Annotated in this window: 18 protein-coding genes; 15 read left to right on the forward strand and 3 right to left on the reverse strand. The window is 61.3% G+C overall.

Translation table 11 applies throughout. The annotated features are described in order from the left end of the window. Positions 1-41: 41 nt before the first annotated feature. The gene (locus tag HU743_RS04950) at positions 42-398 is read right to left on the reverse strand and encodes a hypothetical protein (protein ID WP_186546362.1); all 357 of its coding nucleotides are present in this window, start codon (positions 396-398) and stop codon (positions 42-44) included. Positions 399-608: 210 nt separating this feature from the next. Here HU743_RS04950 and HU743_RS04955 point away from each other — a divergent pair, with 210 nt between their 5' ends. From HU743_RS04955 to ada, 5 genes are all read left to right on the forward strand, one after another. Next, on the forward strand, positions 609-911 hold the full coding sequence (locus HU743_RS04955; protein ID WP_007912251.1) for a DUF1883 domain-containing protein: 303 nt from the start codon (positions 609-611) through the stop codon (positions 909-911). Between the two features lie 28 nt (positions 912-939). Next, positions 940-1,110 (forward strand): hypothetical protein, encoded by a 171-nt coding sequence (locus tag HU743_RS04960; protein ID WP_186647298.1) that lies wholly within the window; start codon positions 940-942, stop codon positions 1,108-1,110. A gap of 94 nt (positions 1,111-1,204) precedes the next feature. Next, entirely contained in the window at positions 1,205-1,915 is a 711-nt protein-coding gene (locus tag HU743_RS04965) for a 2OG-Fe(II) oxygenase (RefSeq protein ID WP_186647300.1), read from the forward strand. 5 nt (positions 1,916-1,920) lie between these two features. Further along, positions 1,921-2,586: a DNA oxidative demethylase AlkB gene (gene alkB, locus HU743_RS04970; protein WP_186647425.1), complete on the forward strand. Its 666-nt coding sequence runs from the start codon at positions 1,921-1,923 to the stop codon at positions 2,584-2,586. Positions 2,587-2,672: 86 nt separating this feature from the next. Beyond that, complete coding sequence (ada, locus tag HU743_RS04975; protein WP_186647303.1) at positions 2,673-3,740, forward strand: bifunctional DNA-binding transcriptional regulator/O6-methylguanine-DNA methyltransferase Ada; 1,068 nt, start codon at positions 2,673-2,675, stop codon at positions 3,738-3,740. Here ada and HU743_RS04980 read toward each other — a convergent pair. Next, the gene (locus HU743_RS04980; RefSeq protein ID WP_186647305.1) at positions 3,730-4,713 is read right to left on the reverse strand and encodes an MDR family oxidoreductase; all 984 of its coding nucleotides are present in this window, start codon (positions 4,711-4,713) and stop codon (positions 3,730-3,732) included. The two genes, ada and HU743_RS04980, sit on opposite strands and share 11 nt — an antisense overlap. 176 nt (positions 4,714-4,889) lie before the next feature. Between HU743_RS04980 and HU743_RS04985 the strand changes: the two genes are divergently transcribed. From HU743_RS04985 to HU743_RS05020, 8 genes are all read left to right on the forward strand, one after another. Further along, entirely contained in the window at positions 4,890-7,334 is a 2,445-nt protein-coding gene (locus HU743_RS04985) for an autotransporter (RefSeq protein WP_186647307.1), read from the forward strand. A 106-nt stretch (positions 7,335-7,440) separates the two neighbouring features. Then, positions 7,441-8,505 carry a nitronate monooxygenase gene (locus HU743_RS04990; RefSeq protein WP_186647309.1) on the forward strand — a complete coding sequence of 355 codons (1,065 nt, stop codon included), beginning with the start codon at positions 7,441-7,443 and terminating at the stop codon, positions 8,503-8,505. Positions 8,506-8,649: 144 nt separating this feature from the next. After that, positions 8,650-9,420 carry a molybdate ABC transporter substrate-binding protein gene (modA, locus tag HU743_RS04995; protein ID WP_186647311.1) on the forward strand — a complete coding sequence of 257 codons (771 nt, stop codon included), beginning with the start codon at positions 8,650-8,652 and terminating at the stop codon, positions 9,418-9,420. After that, complete coding sequence (gene modB, locus HU743_RS05000; protein ID WP_186647313.1) at positions 9,420-10,100, forward strand: molybdate ABC transporter permease subunit; 681 nt, start codon at positions 9,420-9,422, stop codon at positions 10,098-10,100. The genes modA and modB overlap by 1 nt, the downstream gene beginning before the upstream one ends. A gap of 3 nt (positions 10,101-10,103) precedes the next feature. Then, positions 10,104-11,183, forward strand: coding sequence for a molybdenum ABC transporter ATP-binding protein (gene modC / locus HU743_RS05005; protein ID WP_186647315.1), 1,080 nt, complete (start codon positions 10,104-10,106; stop codon positions 11,181-11,183). A gap of 68 nt (positions 11,184-11,251) precedes the next feature. Beyond that, complete coding sequence (locus HU743_RS05010; RefSeq protein ID WP_186647317.1) at positions 11,252-12,289, forward strand: DNA topoisomerase IB; 1,038 nt, start codon at positions 11,252-11,254, stop codon at positions 12,287-12,289. 87 nt (positions 12,290-12,376) lie between these two features. Beyond that, complete coding sequence (locus HU743_RS05015) at positions 12,377-12,619, forward strand: hypothetical protein (RefSeq protein ID WP_186546373.1); 243 nt, start codon at positions 12,377-12,379, stop codon at positions 12,617-12,619. Between the two features lie 77 nt (positions 12,620-12,696). Then, entirely contained in the window at positions 12,697-12,927 is a 231-nt protein-coding gene (locus HU743_RS05020; RefSeq protein ID WP_186546374.1) for a hypothetical protein, read from the forward strand. Here the strand turns inward: HU743_RS05020 and HU743_RS05025 are convergent. Next, positions 12,920-14,101 carry a XylR family transcriptional regulator gene (locus tag HU743_RS05025; RefSeq protein WP_186619051.1) on the reverse strand — a complete coding sequence of 394 codons (1,182 nt, stop codon included), beginning with the start codon at positions 14,099-14,101 and terminating at the stop codon, positions 12,920-12,922. The two genes, HU743_RS05020 and HU743_RS05025, sit on opposite strands and share 8 nt — an antisense overlap. Positions 14,102-14,266: 165 nt before the next feature. Between HU743_RS05025 and xylA the strand changes: the two genes are divergently transcribed. Then, positions 14,267-15,583, forward strand: coding sequence for a xylose isomerase (gene xylA / locus HU743_RS05030; protein WP_186647319.1), 1,317 nt, complete (start codon positions 14,267-14,269; stop codon positions 15,581-15,583). Between the two features lie 134 nt (positions 15,584-15,717). Next, on the forward strand, positions 15,718-16,719 hold the full coding sequence (gene xylF, locus HU743_RS05035) for a D-xylose ABC transporter substrate-binding protein (protein WP_186546377.1): 1,002 nt from the start codon (positions 15,718-15,720) through the stop codon (positions 16,717-16,719). The last annotated feature ends 118 nt before the right edge of the window (positions 16,720-16,837 follow it).

The following is a 16,837-nucleotide window of genomic DNA, read 5'->3' on the forward strand; positions in this document are numbered from 1 at the left end:
CGTGACTGTGACGGCATTCGATACTGATGACCGATAGTCTATCAGCCGGAAATGCAGGCGTTTGCGGCTTTCTGCACATCATGCGGGCGAACCGGCACGTTGGACATGCGCTCATGCAGCTTGATACTGCTGCCGCCGGAGCGGTCTTCGATATCAAACACAGCCGCCGGGCCTGAAGACAGTTTGCCCGGAACGATCACCCGCACGCCTTCCTTGTGCGGCTGCAACTGCAGCGCGCCGCGGCTGTCGGCAAGCTTATCGGACAGGCACTGCGCGTATTCAAGGGGCTTCTTTCCGGAGATCACGCTCATGGTCGGCAGTGTTTCATTGATTTCGGCAACATTCGCACAACCGGCCAGAGCCAGAATCCACGGCACACACACCACACCCCACTTCATACCTAACCTCCGTTAAAGACCGTCCGACAGCACAAATGCCGTTTTTATCCGGAGCCTTTTGCATTTAACCCGCATCCAATCGCGAATATCTGTTCAAAATTGTCAAAGCGACGCCCGACGGCCAGATAATAACCCGTGCGGGCTGATAAACTGCGCTCATCGACAAGCTATCGTTTTGATTTTGTAGAAAAAGCCCTTCTGGAGGCGCCCATGAAATTTATTCACCAGCGCGAACACCTTAACGAAGACGACATCGTCGTCATCCAATGCTCGCAAATGTGCAACATTCGTCTGATGAACGACGCCAACTTCCGCAGCTTCAAGAATGGCGGCCGTCACACTTACCACGGCGGCGCCTTCGACACGTTTCCGGCGCGCATCACCGCGCCCAGCACCGGCTTCTGGAACATCACCATCGACACCGTCAATCGCCGCGCAATCAGCGTGACGCGCAAGCCGACGCTGACTCACTCGATCAAGATCATCCGTCGCTCCAGCACTAAACTGAGCTGAGACACGTAGCCTATTCTGAAAGGAAACCATGACCGTGGCGCAAAAGACCAAATACGTCATCAAGTACAAGCTCGACGGTGAACGGCGTTTCGAGTTCGCGGAACTTAAGACCGGCACCGACGAGGAAGCGAAAGCGGCGCTGCAGAAGCTGCACACCGACGAAAAAATCACTGACATCAAAGTCAGCAAAGCGCTGTAAGTCGTCTTGTCATAGAGTTCGACCGCTAGTGGCGGAGTGTTCCACCGCCAAGGCCTGCCTAGACTGCCCCCTCGATGACCATCAAGGAGTCGGCATGACACTGTCACCTTCCCGGCTGGATGCACTCGACTGGGCAAGCCTGGAGCAGCAACTGGATCAGCACGGCTGTGCGATTATCCGCTCGTTGCTACGGACCGAAACCTGCGAGCGCTTGAGTGCTCTGTATCCGCAGACCGAACCGTTTCGTTCGCAGGTCGTCATGGCCCGCCACGGATTCGGTCGCGGCGAATACAAATACTTCAGCTATCCCCTTCCTGCCCCGGTCGGACGTCTGCGCACAGCGCTGTACCCGCGACTGGTGCCGCTGGCTAACCGTTGGTACGAGCGGATGGGTCTGGCGCAGCGCTTCCCCGCGACTCATGCCGAATTTCTCCAGCGCTGCCATGCTGCCGGCCAGCAGCGCCCTACCCCATTGTTATTGCAATATGGCCCGCAGGATTACAATTGCCTGCACCAGGATCTCTACGGCGAGCAGGTGTTCCCGCTGCAAGTGGCGCTGCTTCTGTCGCAACCGGGGCGGGACTTCACAGGCGGCGAGTTCGTGTTGACCGAACAGCGCCCGCGCATGCAATCGCGCCCGCAAGTGCTGGATTTACAGAAAGGTGACGCGGTGATTTTTGCTGTCAATCAACGGCCGGTCAAAGGTGTACGGGGCGATTATCGGGTGACCATGCGTCACGGCGTCAGTCGCCTGCACAGTGGCAATCGGCATACTCTAGGCATCATTTTCCACGATGCGTCATGAGCGCCATGCAACCGAATCCTTTTGATCTGTTCAGCGATCACGAACCCGTACAGCAACCGCGTAACGAGCAGATCGGCGAGCAATCGTGGGTGCTGCGCGGTTTCGCCTTGCCCCGCATCGAATCGTTGCTGACGCAGCTGGCGGCTATTCTCGCCGCAGCCCCGTTGCGGCACATGGTTACGCCGGGGGGCTTCAGCATGTCGGTCGGCACCAGCAGTTGCGGCGCGCTGGGCTGGATAACCGATCGCAGCGGCTATCGCTACACCCGTGTCGATCCTCTCAGCGGGTTACCCTGGCCGCCGATGCCGACGGTGTTTGCCGAATTGGCGCATGCCGCCGCCGAGTGGGCCGGTTTTGCTGATTTCCACGCTGATTCCTGCCTGATCAATCGTTATGTCCCCGGTGCCAAGATGTCGTTGCATCAGGACAAAGACGAAAAGGCCTACGCCGCGCCGATCGTTTCGCTGTCGCTGGGATTGCCGGCGATGTTCCTGTTCGGCGGTTTCGCACGCAGTGACAAGAGCCAGCGCATCCCCCTGCTGCACGGCGATATGGTGGTCTGGGGCGGCGTCGATCGCCTGCGTTTTCATGGGGTGCTGCCGATCAGACACGGCCGGCATCCGCAACTTGGCGAACAACGAATCAATCTGACGTTCCGCGTTGCCGGATAAGCGCAAGAATTTGAGCGCAAGGCCCGGAGTGTTGCGATCATCAAGGCTGGTTAACCTGAGTCAAACAGGCCAACGGATGTCCTCTCATGAAAACGCAGTCCTACACTCTCGACACCGAAGCTGACCCTCGCTGGGCCGCTGTGGTGGCGCGGGACCCGCAGGCGGACGGGCAATTTGTCTACGCCGTGAAAACCACCGGCATCTACTGCCGCCCGAGCAGCCTTGCACGGCTGCCGAAGCCAAAGAATGTCGAATTTTTCGACACGGCCGAACAGGCAGAAGCCGCCGGTTATCGTCCGAGCAGGCGCGCCAGCAAGGACCAGAGTGAAGTCGCCGCGCAACGTGCCGCCACCGTGGCGATCGCCTGTCGTCGTATCGAGTCCGCCGAGACGTTGCCGTCGCTCAATGAACTGGCCGCGGCAGCCGGGTTGAGCCCGTTTCATTTTCACCGTGTGTTCAAGGCGGCTACAGGGCTGACGCCCAGAGGCTACTTTGCCGCCCATCGCTCGCGCCGGGTGCGTGAGCGTCTGGCGGGCGGTGGTTCGATTACCGATGCTCTTTATGAGGCGGGCTTCAATTCCAATAGTCGCTTCTATGAATCGGCCGATCGGTTGCTGGGGATGAAGCCGGCTGAGTACCGCTCGGCCGGGCACAACAATGACATTCGTTTCGCCGTCGGCCAATGCTCACTCGGCGCGCTGTTGGTGGCGCAAAGCGCGCGCGGCATTTGTGCGATTCTGCTGGGCGACGACCCGCATCAGCTGGTGTGCGATCTGCAGGATCAGTTTCGCCAAGCCAACCTGATCGGTGCCGACACCGACTTCGAACAGCTGATCGCCAAGGTCGTCGGGTTTGTCGAAGCGCCGGCGATCGGCCTCGATCTGCCGCTGGACGTCAGAGGCACTGCGTTTCAGGAACGCGTATGGCAGGCGCTGCGGGAGATTCCGAGCGGCAGCACCGCCAGTTACGCTGAAATTGCCCAACGCATCGGCGCACCGACATCAATGCGCGCCGTGGCGCAGGCGTGCGGCGCCAACAAGCTCGCGGTGGCGATTCCCTGCCACCGCGTGGTGCGCAGCGATGGCAACCTGTCCGGCTATCGCTGGGGCGTCGAACGCAAACGCCAGTTACTCGACCGTGAACTCAGCGATTGACGTCGACCACCACGCGCCCGCGAAGCTGTCCAGCCAGCAACTGCGGTGCGGCGTCGAGGGCTTCGCTCAAGCTGATCTCGCGGCTGATCAGCGCCAACAGAGCAACGTCAAGGTCTGTCGCCAGGCGATCCCACGCTTGCAGGCGACGCGCCTTGGGCTGAGTGACGCTGTTGATGCCAGCCAGCGTGACCCCGCGCAAAATGAACGGCGCCACTGAGGCGGGAAAGTCCATGCCCTGGGCCAGACCGCACGCCGCCACGGTCCCCTCCGAACGCGTGCTGGCGCAGGCATTGGCCAACGTGTGACTGCCGACCGAATCGATGACCCCGGCCCAGCGCTCCTTGGCCAGCGGCTTGCCCGGCGCGGACAGAGTGGCACGATCAATAATTTCAGCAGCGCCCAGTTGCTTGAGGTATTCATGCTCCGACACACGACCGGTAGACGCCACGACCCGATAACCCAGCTTGCTCAACAGCGCGATGGCAAAACTGCCGACACCGCCGTTGGCGCCGGTCACCAGCACCTCCCCCCGGTCCGGCGTCACGCCATTGCGCTCCAGCGCCAGAATACACAGCATGGCCGTGTATCCCGCGGTGCCGATGGCCATGGCTTGTGCCGGGGTAAACGCCTCGGGCAACGCAATCAACCAGTCGCCGTTGAGCCGTGCCTTCTGCGCCAGACCGCCCCAATGTTGTTCGCCGACGCCCCAGCCGTTGAGCAACACTTGATCGCCCGGTTTGTAGTCCGGGTGCGAACTGGCTTCGACGGTGCCGGCAAGGTCGATCCCCGGCACCATCGGAAACTTGCGCACCACCGGGCTGCTGCCGGTGATTGCCAGGCCATCCTTGAAGTTCAGCGTGCTGTACGCAACCTGCACGGTCACATCGCCCTCGGGCAATTGCGCGTCATGGAGTTGCTGCAGGCTGGCGCGATAACCGCTGTCGTCTTTATCGATCACTATGGCGTTGAACATGACGGCCTCTCGTTGCTGTTGTGAAGATAGCGTGCCTTCAAATACCACATCGCAACACGTTGCCACACTCGACTTTGCGCCAATCGGGGTATCCGCCGGGCGTTTCCATCGCGGGCGACTATGCTTTTTCGACGGCTGTCATCCCTTCAAAAACAGCCCTGTCGATGGAGCTGACAATGTCTTACCCGCGCGCGTTACCGATGCTGTTGATGCTCTGCACACTGGTGTTCGGCAACGCTTGGGCGGCGCCCGCAGCCAGCAAAAAAACCGCCGTGGCGGACGAGCCGACATGGCCGCAAGTCATCACCAGCGGCACGGCCAAACTCACCGTTTACCAACCTCAACCGGACAGCTGGGATGGCTACACACTCAACGGACGCGCAGCGGTGGAAGCGACGAGCGCCGACGGCCAATCTACCTATGGCATCGTGCAGTTCAGCGCACACACCCTGGTCGACAAGGCCACCCGCTGGGTCGCGCTGGATCAATACCAGGTCACCAAGGCCGACTTTCCCGCCGACGCCGCGCAGGCAGACATCTGGATAGCGGCGCTGCAAAAAGATGCCGGCAACCGCAAGAAAACCATTTCCCTCGACCAGCTCGAAGCGGCCGTCAGCGTGCTCTCAGCGGAACACCAGGCAGACAGCGCGCCGCTGGAAAACACGCCACCGAGCATTCTCACCTCCGAGGTGCCCGCCCTGCTCGTCTATATCGATGGCGATCCGGCGTATCGAGCGGTCGACGGCACCGCGCTGCAACGGGTCATCAATACCCGCCCGCTGTTACTCAAAGACGCGCAAGGTCGACACTATCTGCATGTCTTCGATGGCTGGATGGTGGCCGAGCGATTCGATGGCGATTATCAGCGCCTCGCGGCACCGCCTGCGGAGCTTGAAAAGGCCAGGCAAGCGGCGATCAAGAGCCGCCAGGTCGACCTGTTGACCGGGCAGAGCGACCCGCAGGACACAGTGCCGAGCCTGGCCAAACCGCCGCAGCCAAAGATTTTCATCGCCACCACGCCCACCGAACTGATCGTTATGGACGGCGCCGCGCAGTGGTTGCCGATTCAAGGCACAAGCCTGCTATACGTCAGCAACACCACCGGCCACATCTTCAAGGAAATCGGCGATCAGAACAGCTACGTGCTGATCTCCGGGCGCTGGTTTCGCGCCAGTGACATGAACGGCCCGTGGACGTTTGTCCCGGCCGACAAATTACCCGCCGACTTCGCCGCCATTCCCGACGACAGCGCAAAAGAAAACGTCAAGGCCTCGGTCGCGGGCACACCGCAGGCGCAAGAAGCGGCCATCGCGGCGACGATTGCGCAAACCTCAGTCATCAAAAAAAGCGCGGTGAACATGACCGCGCCGCAGTTCGATGGCGAACCGCAGCTCAAAGCCATCAGCCCTACATCGCTGCAATACGTGGTCAACAGTGCGACACCAATCATCAGGGTCGACAACAACAGTTGGTACGCCGTGGAAAACGGCATCTGGTTCACCGCCACGACACTCAACGGACCGTGGGCGGTCGCAGGGTCGGTACCGGCGGTGATCTATTCGATTCCCCCCAGCTCGCCGATGCATTACCTCACCTACGTCAAGGTCTACCAATCGAGCGGCGATACGGTGGTGGTCGGCTATACACCGGGTTACCAGGGTTCGAACGTTGACCCAACCACAGGTGTAGTGGTGTATGGCACCGGTTATCCCTACACACCCTGGGTCGGAAGCGTCTGGTACGGGCCACCGGTGACTTACGGTTTTGGCGTCGCGATTCGCTACACCCCCTGGACCGGATGGACGTTCGGTTTCGGCTTCGGCTGGAGCTGGGGCGGCAGCACCGTGGCGATGGGCTGGGGCTGGGGCGCTTATCCATGGTGGGGCAATTACGGTTGGGGCTACGCCTGGGGGCCACGTTTGTATCCGGCGCCGCTGGCCTGGGGCGGCGCGGCCTATGGTTATCGCGGCGGCGCCATCGCCTGGGGCCCCGGCGGCTGGGCGGGTACTACCGGCAATCTCTATCATCAATGGGGTGATCGGGCGACGGTCAGTCGCTATGGCGCCGGTTACAACGCCTGGACGGGGAATCGCTGGGCCGGGCAAGTGGGGTCTTCCTACAACTCGCGCACCGGTGTCGCGGCGGCCGGTCAACGCGCCGCCGTGCACAATGTCTATACCGGCAATTACGCGGCGGGTCGCAGCGGCGTCGCCGTCGGACCGAAAGGCGCGGCGATTGCCGGCGAGCGTGTCACCGTCGGCAACGTGCGCAACGGCACCCAGGTCACGGCCAACCGCGGCGCGGTGTACAACCCCAATACCGGCAACAACACGCAATATGCCGGCGTACGCGGACGCAACAGCGGCGCCGCACGGGTCAACGACAATGTGTATGCGGGGCACGACGGCAACGTGTACAAGAAGACCGACAATGGCTGGCAAGCGATGCCCAAGGGCGCCGCCGCACGACCGGCGTCAATCAACAACAACGCGCAATTGCAAAACCTCAACCGGGAATCCGCTGCACGCCATTTGGGCAACCAGCGCACCCAGAATGTCCATCGATCTTCGCAAGTCATGAATCGCTCTTTCGGCGGAGGCGGCGGATTACACCGGCGCTGAAAACCTGCACAAGATGTTCTGAATTTCGAACTGGCTGAACATCGGGGTTTGCTGTTAAAAAACCGGCTCAGCCGTTCTTGCCCGTTCCGTCGTTCGGAGAACCCCCATGAGCCAATGGCCAGACACCCGTCTTATTGATCTGCTCGGCATTGAGTTGCCAATCATTCAAGGCCCGATGGCCGGGGCGACGAACTCGTCCATGGTGATTGCCGTGTGCAATGCCGGTGGACTCGGCTCAATGCCGGCAGCAATGCTGAGCATCGAGCAATTGCGCGACGAACTTAAAACGATTCGTCAGCACACAAGCAAACCGTTCAACGTCAACTTTTTTTGCCACCAGCCTCCGGCGGCCGACGAGCAACGCGCCCGCGACTGGAAAAACCTGCTGGAGCCTTATTACCGCGAACTGGGCGTCGACTTCGACGCGCCCACCCCGGTGTCCAACCGCGCGCCGTTCGATGCTGCCGCCTGCGAAGTGCTGGAAGCGTTTCGGCCTGAAGTGGTGAGTTTCCACTTCGGCTTGCCTGAAAAGTCGTTACTGGATCGGGTCAAAGCCACCGGCGCAAAAATTCTCTCGTCCGCCACCACGGTGGATGAAGCCGTGTGGCTGGAGCAGAACGGTTGCGACGCGATCATCGCCATGGGCTATGAGGCGGGCGGTCACCGCGGGATGTTCCTCAGCAAGGATTTGAGCAGCCAGGTCGGTACGTTTGCCCTGGTGCCACAAGTGGTCGACGCTGTGCGCGTGCCGGTCATCGCGGCCGGCGCGATCGCCGACCCGCGCGGTGTCGCGGCGGCATTCATGCTCGGCGCGGCCGGGGTGCAAGTTGGCACCGCGTATCTGTTTACGCCCGAAGCGAAAGTCAGCGCCGCCCATCACCGCGCGTTGCGCGCGGCCAAAGAGAGCGAGACGGCAATCACCAATCTTTTCACCGGGCGACCGGCGCGGGGCATTCTCAATCGCGTCATGCGGGAACTCGGGCCGATGTCGGACAAGGCGCCGGCATTCCCCTTGGCCGGTGGCGCACTGATGCCGCTGCGGGCAAAAAACGAAGAGCAGTTCGCCAATCTCTGGGCGGGCCAGGCGTTCACGCTGGGCAAAGAGCTGGGTTGCGCGGAACTGACGCGACAACTCGCCGAAGAAGGCCTCGCCAGGTTGCAACGGCATTGAGCAGCAACCGGGCGAGAGCCGAGTGTTCTTGTCCGGTTGAATATCAGCACTTCCTGTTGCCCGGCGTTCCGCTATATATTTCACTACATAGCGCTTTCGCCAATGTTGTCGACACGGCTGTTCTTTTGGACACCGGCCCGGCATATGCCAACACGGAGCTGTTCAATGATTCTGCGTGCCTGCCTCGCTTCTTTGCTGTCGATGTTTACCGTCGCTGCCGTCCAGGCTGACGAAGTGCAAGTGGCGGTCGCCGCTAATTTCACCGCGCCGATTCAGGCCATCGCTGCCGATTTTGAAAAAGCCACCGGACACAGACTGATCGCCGCCTACGGCGCGACCGGCCAGTTCTATACGCAGATCAAAAACGGCGCGCCGTTTGAAGTGTTTCTGGCGGCCGACGACAGCACCCCGCAGAAGCTTGAGGCAGAAGGCGAAACCGTCAAAGGCTCGCGTTTCACCTACGCCATCGGAACCCTCGCCCTGTGGTCGGCCAAAGCAGGCTATGTCGACGCCAAGGGCGAAGTGCTGACGAAGAACCAGTTTCAGCACCTGGCCATCGCCAACCCGAAAACCGCGCCCTACGGCCTCGCCGCCACCCAGGTTCTGGACAAGCTGAAGCTGACTGAGGCAACCCGCGCGAAAATCGTCGAGGGCCAGAACATCACCCAGGCCTATCAGTTCGTTTCGACGGGCAATGCCGAACTGGGCTTTGTCGCCCTCTCGCAGATCTACAAGGACGGCAAAGTCAGCAGCGGCTCGGCCTGGATCGTCCCTGCCGACCTCCACCAGCCAATCCGGCAAGACGCCGTGATACTCAACAAAGGCAAGGACAACCCCGCCGCCAAGGCGCTGGTTGATTACCTCAAAGGCGCAAAAGCCACGGCGCTGATTCAGTCCTTCGGCTACCAGCGCTGATGTCGCTGACGAGCGCGGATTTCGCCGCAATCTGGCTGACCCTGAAGCTGGCAGCGCTGACCACGGTCATCCTGCTGCTGATCGGCACGCCGATTGCGCTGTGGCTGGCGCGGACCCGCTCATGGTTGCGCGGCCCGGTCGGCGCAATCGTCGCGCTGCCGCTGGTGCTGCCGCCGACGGTCATCGGTTTCTATCTGCTGGTGCTGATGGGCCCCCATGGCGCGCTCGGCCAGTTCACCCAGTGGCTCGGCCTCGGCACCCTGACGTTCAGCTTCACCGGGCTGGTGATCGGTTCGGTGATCTATTCCATGCCGTTCGTGGTGCAGCCCTTGCAGAACGCGTTTTCGGCAATCGGCGATCGCCCGCTGGAAGTGGCTGCCACTTTACGGGCCGGGCCTTGGGACACTTTTTTCAGCGTGATCCTGCCGCTGGCACGCCCGGGGTTTATCACCGCGGCGATCCTCGGTTTTGCTCACACCGTCGGAGAGTTTGGTGTAGTGCTGATGATCGGCGGCAACATCCCCGACAAGACTCGCGTGGTCTCGGTGCAAATCTACGACCACGTCGAAGCGATGGAATACGCTCAGGCCCATTGGCTGGCAGGCGCGATGCTGGTGTTTTCGTTTGTGGTGTTGCTGGCGCTGTACTCCAGCCGCAAAACCCGCATGGGCTGGAGCTGATTGATGATCGATGTACGTCTGAACCTGGTCTGGCCGGATTTCAATCTGGACGTCGATCTTCATTTGCCGGGACGGGGGGTGACGGCCTTGTACGGTCACTCGGGTTCCGGCAAAACCACCTGCCTGCGCTGCATTGCCGGGCTTGAGCGCGCCGCCCACGGCGTGATTCGGGTCAATGACCAAGTCTGGCAGGACAGCGCCAAGGGCATTTTCGTCGCGCCGCACAAGCGTGCGCTCGGCTATGTCTTTCAGGAAGCCAGCCTGTTTGCGCATCTGTCGGTGCGGGCCAATCTGCAATTCGGCCTCAAGCGTATTGCCCGTGCGGAACGCCGCGTCGACCTGGCGCAAGCCACCGAGCTGCTGGGCATCGGCCATTTGCTGGAGCGTCATCCGCAGCATTTGTCCGGCGGCGAACGCCAGCGCGTGGGCATCGCTCGCGCGCTGCTGACCAGCCCCGAATTGCTGTTGATGGACGAGCCGCTGGCCGCACTCGACAGCCAGCGCAAACGAGAGATTTTACCGTATCTACAACGCCTGCACGATGAATTGGACATTCCGGTGCTGTACGTCAGCCATGCTCAGGATGAAGTCGCACGACTGGCCGATCATCTGGTGCTGCTCAGCGCCGGCAAGGCTCTGGCCAGTGGCCCGATCGGCGAAACGCTGGCGCGGCTGGATTTGCCCATGGCGATGGGCGATGACGCCGGCGTCATTATTGAAGGCCAGGTCAGCGCCTATGACGCCGACTACCAACTGCTGAGCCTGCAACTGCCCGCCACCGCGATGCACATCCGCGTCACCCACGCACCGCTGGCGCTGGGCCAGGCCTTGCGCTGCAAGGTGCATGCGCGGGACGTCAGCCTGTCTCTGGACAACGCCGAGTCGAGCAGCATTCTCAATCGGCTGCCGGTCACGGTGGTCAGTGAACAGGCGGCGGACAACAGCGCGCACGTGCTGATTCGACTCGACGCCGGCGGCACGCCGCTGCTGGCGCGCATCACCCGGTTTTCCCGGGACCACTTGGGCGTGCACCCAGGGCAGGCGCTTTGGGCGCAAATCAAGGCGGTTGCCGTGCTGGCCTGAATCCGTTGGCACGACGGCCATGGCGTGCGGTCAATCGCTTTACTGATCTGCCGCCAAGGAAACCTGCCATGTCCGATACCGAGCTGACCGTTGCACTGCCAGCCGACCTGCATTACGTCGACGACACCCAGCCCGGCATCACGCGTAAGAAGCTGCGAGGCAAATTCTGTTATTTCGACCCGTCCGGTCAACGCATCAGCGATCCCGAGGAAATCAAACGCATCAACGCCCTCGCCGTGCCGCCGGCGTACACCGACGTGTGGATCTGCGCCGATCCGTGCGGGCATTTGCAAGCCACCGGCCGCGATGCCCGCGGGCGCAAACAGTACCGCTATCACCCGCGTTGGCGCGAAGTGCGCGATGCCGACAAATATTCGCGCCTGCGCGAGTTCGGCATGGCTTTGCCGCAACTGCGCAAACAGCTGGAGACCTTGCTCGCCGCGCCCGGCTTCAGCCGCGACAAAGTCATGGCCACGGTGATTCTGCTGCTCGATGCGACATTGATCCGCGTCGGCAACCCGCAATACGCGCGCGACAACCGCTCCTACGGCCTGACCACCCTGCGCAGCCGCCACGTCGAGGTCAACGGCAGCGCGATCCTGTTCCAGTTTCGCGGCAAGAGCGGCATCGAACATCAGATCACCGTCAAGGACCGGCGCCTGGCACGAGTGATCAAGCGGTGCCTGGAGATTCCAGGGCAGAACCTGTTTCAGTATCTGGATGAAAACGGCGAGCGCCACACCGTGACCTCGTCCGACGTCAACGCCTACCTGAAAACCCTCACCGGTGCCGATTTCACCGCCAAGGATTACCGCACCTGGGCAGGCAGTGCGTTGGCACTGGCGACACTGCGCGAGATCCGCCATGAATCGGACAGCGAAGCCAAGCGGCACGTGGTGGACATGGTGAAGAGTGTCGCCAAACAACTGGGAAACACGCCGGCGGTGTGCCGCAAATGCTACATCCATCCGGCCGTGGTCGAGCATTTCATGCGCGGCGCCCTCGCCGAACTGCCACGGCCACGTACGCGCAAGGGCCTGCGTGAAGAAGAAGTGGCGCTGGCGATGTTTCTGGAGCGAATGAGCGAGATGGCGCAAGCCTCCTGAGAAGGCATAGGCGCAAGTTGTCTATTTTTTGCACAATCGCCATAGGCTTCTATAGTTGATGTGACACGAATCAACTGCGGTGACGCCATGGAAGACCCCTTCATCGTGAAGCGTTGCAACAAGATCGTCATTCATGGACGCCGCGCCGGGGAGCGCCCGCAGCCACCGGCCGAAGCCACGGCCTGGTTCCGTATCTGCGATGCGCGTACCAACGGTTTCATCGGTGACGGCTACGACGATCAGCTCGATGCGCAACGCGAATGCCAGCGACTCAACGCAGCCAGTTCTGTGTCAGCGGCCCACCGTCACCGGGCGGAGGCCGGCGATTAGCGGGTCTATACTGAAAGCAGCTGTGACTCGCCGGCCTTTGGCTACCACTCACTGCTGTTCTTGAATGGAGGTGTTCCATGTCCGAAAAAGAGTCCATCACCACCCTCCTCACCCTGCTCGACGCCCGCCAGGCGCGCCTCGCCGCCGCTTGCAAGGAGATCGCCGACTGGGTCGATCACCAAGGCGGCCACCCCACCGCGCTGCGCATCCGCGACCGCCTGAACGATATCGAAAAAGACACGCCGCTGATCCGCAACACGCTGTCGTCGCTCAAGCCCGTCGACCGGCCGCTGCCACGTTTTAGATAGGCCGATCGCCCTGCTGATATTCGCGCGGCGTGCAGCCAAATTCACGGCGGAACACCGTGTGCAGATATTGCGCGGATTTAAAACCGCAACTGCGCGCGATGTCGGCAATGGCCGCGCCGGTATGGTTCAGGCCACTGGCCGCGGCCGCCAGTTTGAAGCGCAGGATCTCGTCGTGCACGCTGCAGCCACGGACCTTGCGAAAATGCGCTTCCAGGGATGAGCGCGAAATGCCGACATACCCGGCCACTTGCGCCGTCTTGATGCCCTGACACGCGTACTGACGAATGAACAGCAGCGCTTGCATCACATACGGATTGCCCAACGGCTGATGCAGGCTCGACGTCTGCACATTGATCGCGTCCGGCGGGATGAGGATCTGTGTCCCCGTGGACGGCATGCCGTGCAGCATCTGATGGAGCAGATGCGCAGCGGTGCGGCCCATGGTCTCGGTGCCCTGAATCACTGAACTCAACGGCACCCGGGTCAGACTGCGGGTCAGCGGATCGTTATCGATGCCGATCAACGCGACTTGCTCGGGCACTGCGATGCCGGCGGTCAGGCAAGCCTGGAGCAACTGCCGCGCCCGGGCGTCACTGACGGCGATAATCCCCACCGGCTTGGGCAGGCTTTGCAGCCAGGCGATCTGTTGTTCGACGGCGCTGTCCCACAGCGGCGCGCTGGTGCCCATGCCGCGATAGATCTCAACCTCCAGGCCATCGCGCTGCATCAAACGGCGAAAGGCTTTTTCGCGCTCCTGCGCCCAGCGGTTGGCTTGCGCCTCGGGCAGGCTGAAGCAGGCAAATCGCGTCAGCCCTGCCTCGATCAAATGCTCGTAGGCCATTTTCATCAGGGCGTCGTTATCGGTCGCGACGTAGGGAATGCCCTTGGGGTACGCCCGCGCATCCTGATAAGAACCACCCACCGCGACCACCGGCCTGTTGATGCCGGCCAGTGCTTCGCCGATCAGCGGATCGTCGAAGTCGGCAATGATCCCGTCGCCCTGCCAGCGTTCGATGCCTTTCAGGCGACAAAGAAAATCCTCCTCGAGAAACAGATCCCAGGACGCGCGCGTGCTGCTCAGGTAGTTGCCGATGCCGCTGATGATGCCGCGGTCGTAGATCTTGTTGCCGTTGAACAACAGGGCGATGCGGTGCACGGGCGGGACGGTTTTCATGGGCAGATCCGGGCCATCGATGCCGAAGCGATCGGCACAGACTAGGCCCGCGCGCGGCGAAGCTCAATAGTCAAAATCGCACACCCGGTTGGTGATTTTCATAATCAGCCCCCCCTGCGCCGTTGCTAGTATCGAGGCACACCAAGAACAACAAAGGACCGCCCCATGTCGTTTTTCCCCGATGTCGACAAGATCCGCTACGAGGGCCCCGCCAGCGAATCCGCCCTCGCCTTCCGCCACTATGACGCCGATAAAATCGTCCTCGGCAAACCGATGCGCGAGCACCTGCGCATGGCGGTCTGCTACTGGCACACGTTCGTCTGGCCGGGTTCCGACGTATTCGGCGCCGGTACGTTCAAGCGGCCCTGGCAGCGAAGTGGCGATCCCATGGAATTGGCGATCGGCAAGGCCGAGGCGGCGTTCGAATTCTTCAGCAAACTGGGCATCGATTATTACTGCTTCCACGACACCGACGTCGCGCCCGAAGGCAACTCCCTGCGCGAGTACCGCCATAACTTCGCGCAGATGGTCGATCATCTGGAGCGTCATCAAGAGCAGTCGGGTATCAAGCTGCTGTGGGGCACCGCCAATTGCTTCAGCAATCCGCGCTTCGCCGCTGGCGCCGCGAGCAATCCCGACCCGCAGGTTTTCGCCTGCGCCGCCGCCCAGGTGTTCAGCGCAATGAACGCGACACAGCGCCTCAAGGGTTCGAATTACGTGCTCTGGGGCGGTCGCGAAGGCTATGAAACCTTGCTCAATACCGACCTCAAACGCGAGCGCGAACAACTCGGGCGTTTCATGCGCATGGTGGTCGAGCACAAGCACAAGATCGGCTTCAAGGGCGACCTGCTGATTGAACCGAAACCGCAGGAGCCAACCAAGCATCAGTACGATTACGACACCGCCACGGTGTTCGGCTTTCTCCAGCAGTTCGGTCTGGAAAACGAGATCAAGGTCAACATCGAAGCCAACCACGCAACGCTCGCCGGGCACAGCTTCCACCACGAAATCGCCACGGCGACGTCGCTGGGCATCTTCGGCAGCATCGACGCCAACCGCGGCGACCCACAGAACGGCTGGGACACCGATCAATTCCCCAACAGCGTCGAGGAGATGACTCTGGCCACTTATGAAATCCTCAAGGCCGGCGGTTTCACCCATGGCGGCTTCAACTTCGACTCCAAGGTGCGCCGCCAGAGTCTCGACGACATCGACCTGTTCCACGGCCACGTTGCCGCCATGGACGTGCTCGCCCTGGCGCTGGAACGTGCCGCTGCGATGGTCCAGGACGACCGTCTGCAAAAATTCAAGGATCAGCGTTACGCCGGCTGGCAACAGCCGTTAGGGCAGGCGTTGCTGGCCGGTGAGTTCAGTCTTGAATCACTGGCCGAACACGCCTTCAGCAACGAGCTCAACCCACACGCCGTCAGCGGCCGCCAGGAGATGCTCGAGAACGTCGTCAACCGGTTCATTTATTCCTGAGCACGACGCGGGTCGCGGTGACATTTCCATGACAATTCTGTCGCCGCGAACCTCGATCAACGATCTACAGTTTCTGGCGCACCATGCGCCTCGTCAGGCAGTGTCTTCCAACAACAATAAAAGGACGCACCACCATGAACAAAGCCAAACGTACCTTGCTCGCCGGCGCCCTCGCCCTGCTCTCGTTACCGGTCATGGCCGACTCGGCCAACCCGAAAATCGGTTTTTCCATCGATGACCTGCGCCTCGAACGCTGGTCGCGCGACCGCGATTATTTCGTCGCGGCGGCGGAGAAAATGAACGCCAAGGTCTTTGTGCAATCGGCCGATGCCAACGAGCAGAAGCAGATTTCACAAATCGAAAACCTGATTTCCCGTGGCGTCGACGTGATCGTCATCGTGCCGTTCAACGCCACCGTGCTGACCAATGCGGTCGCCGAGGCGAAGAAGGCCGGGATCAAAGTGGTGTCGTATGACCGCTTGATTCTTAACGCCGATGTCGACGCCTACATTTCCTTTGATAACGAAAAAGTCGGCGAGATGCAGGCCGGCGGTGTGCTCAAGGCTGCGCCGAAGGGCAACTACTTCCTGCTCGGTGGCGCACCGACCGACAACAACGCGAAGATCCTGCGTGAAGGCCAGATGAAAGTGCTGCAACCGGCGATCGACAAAGGCGACATCAAAATCGTCGGCCAGCAGTGGGTCAAGGAATGGAACCCGACCGAGGCGCTGAGCATCGTCGAAAACGCACTGACCCGTAACAACAACAAAATCGACGGCATCGTCGCCTCCAACGACGCCACCGCCGGCGGCGCAATCCAGGCGCTGGCCGCGCAGAAGCTGGCCGGCAAGGTGCCGATCTCCGGTCAGGACGCCGACCTTGCCGCTGTGAAGCGAGTCATCGACGGCACGCAGACCATGACCGTCTACAAGCCACTGAAACTGATCGCCTCCGAAGCCGCCAAGCTGTCGGTACAACTGGCGCGCAACGAAAAACCGACCTATAGCTCGCAGTACGACAATGGCAGCAAAAAAGTCGACACCATCCTGCTCACGCCCACCGCGTTGACCAAGGACAACATCGACCTGCTCGAACAGGACGGCTTCTACACCAAGGCACAGATCGCCGGGAAGTGATCAGACCGTAACGTTCTGATCATGCACAACCCTTGTGGGAGCGAGCCTGCTCGCGAAGACGGTATGTCAGTCAGCAAAGCAGTGTCTGGACTGACGTTTTCGCGAGCAGGCTCGCTCC

Source organism: Pseudomonas sp. SWRI99, from assembly GCF_014270125.1.
In the GTDB taxonomy this organism is placed as follows: domain Bacteria; phylum Pseudomonadota; class Gammaproteobacteria; order Pseudomonadales; family Pseudomonadaceae; genus Aquipseudomonas; species Aquipseudomonas hamedanensis.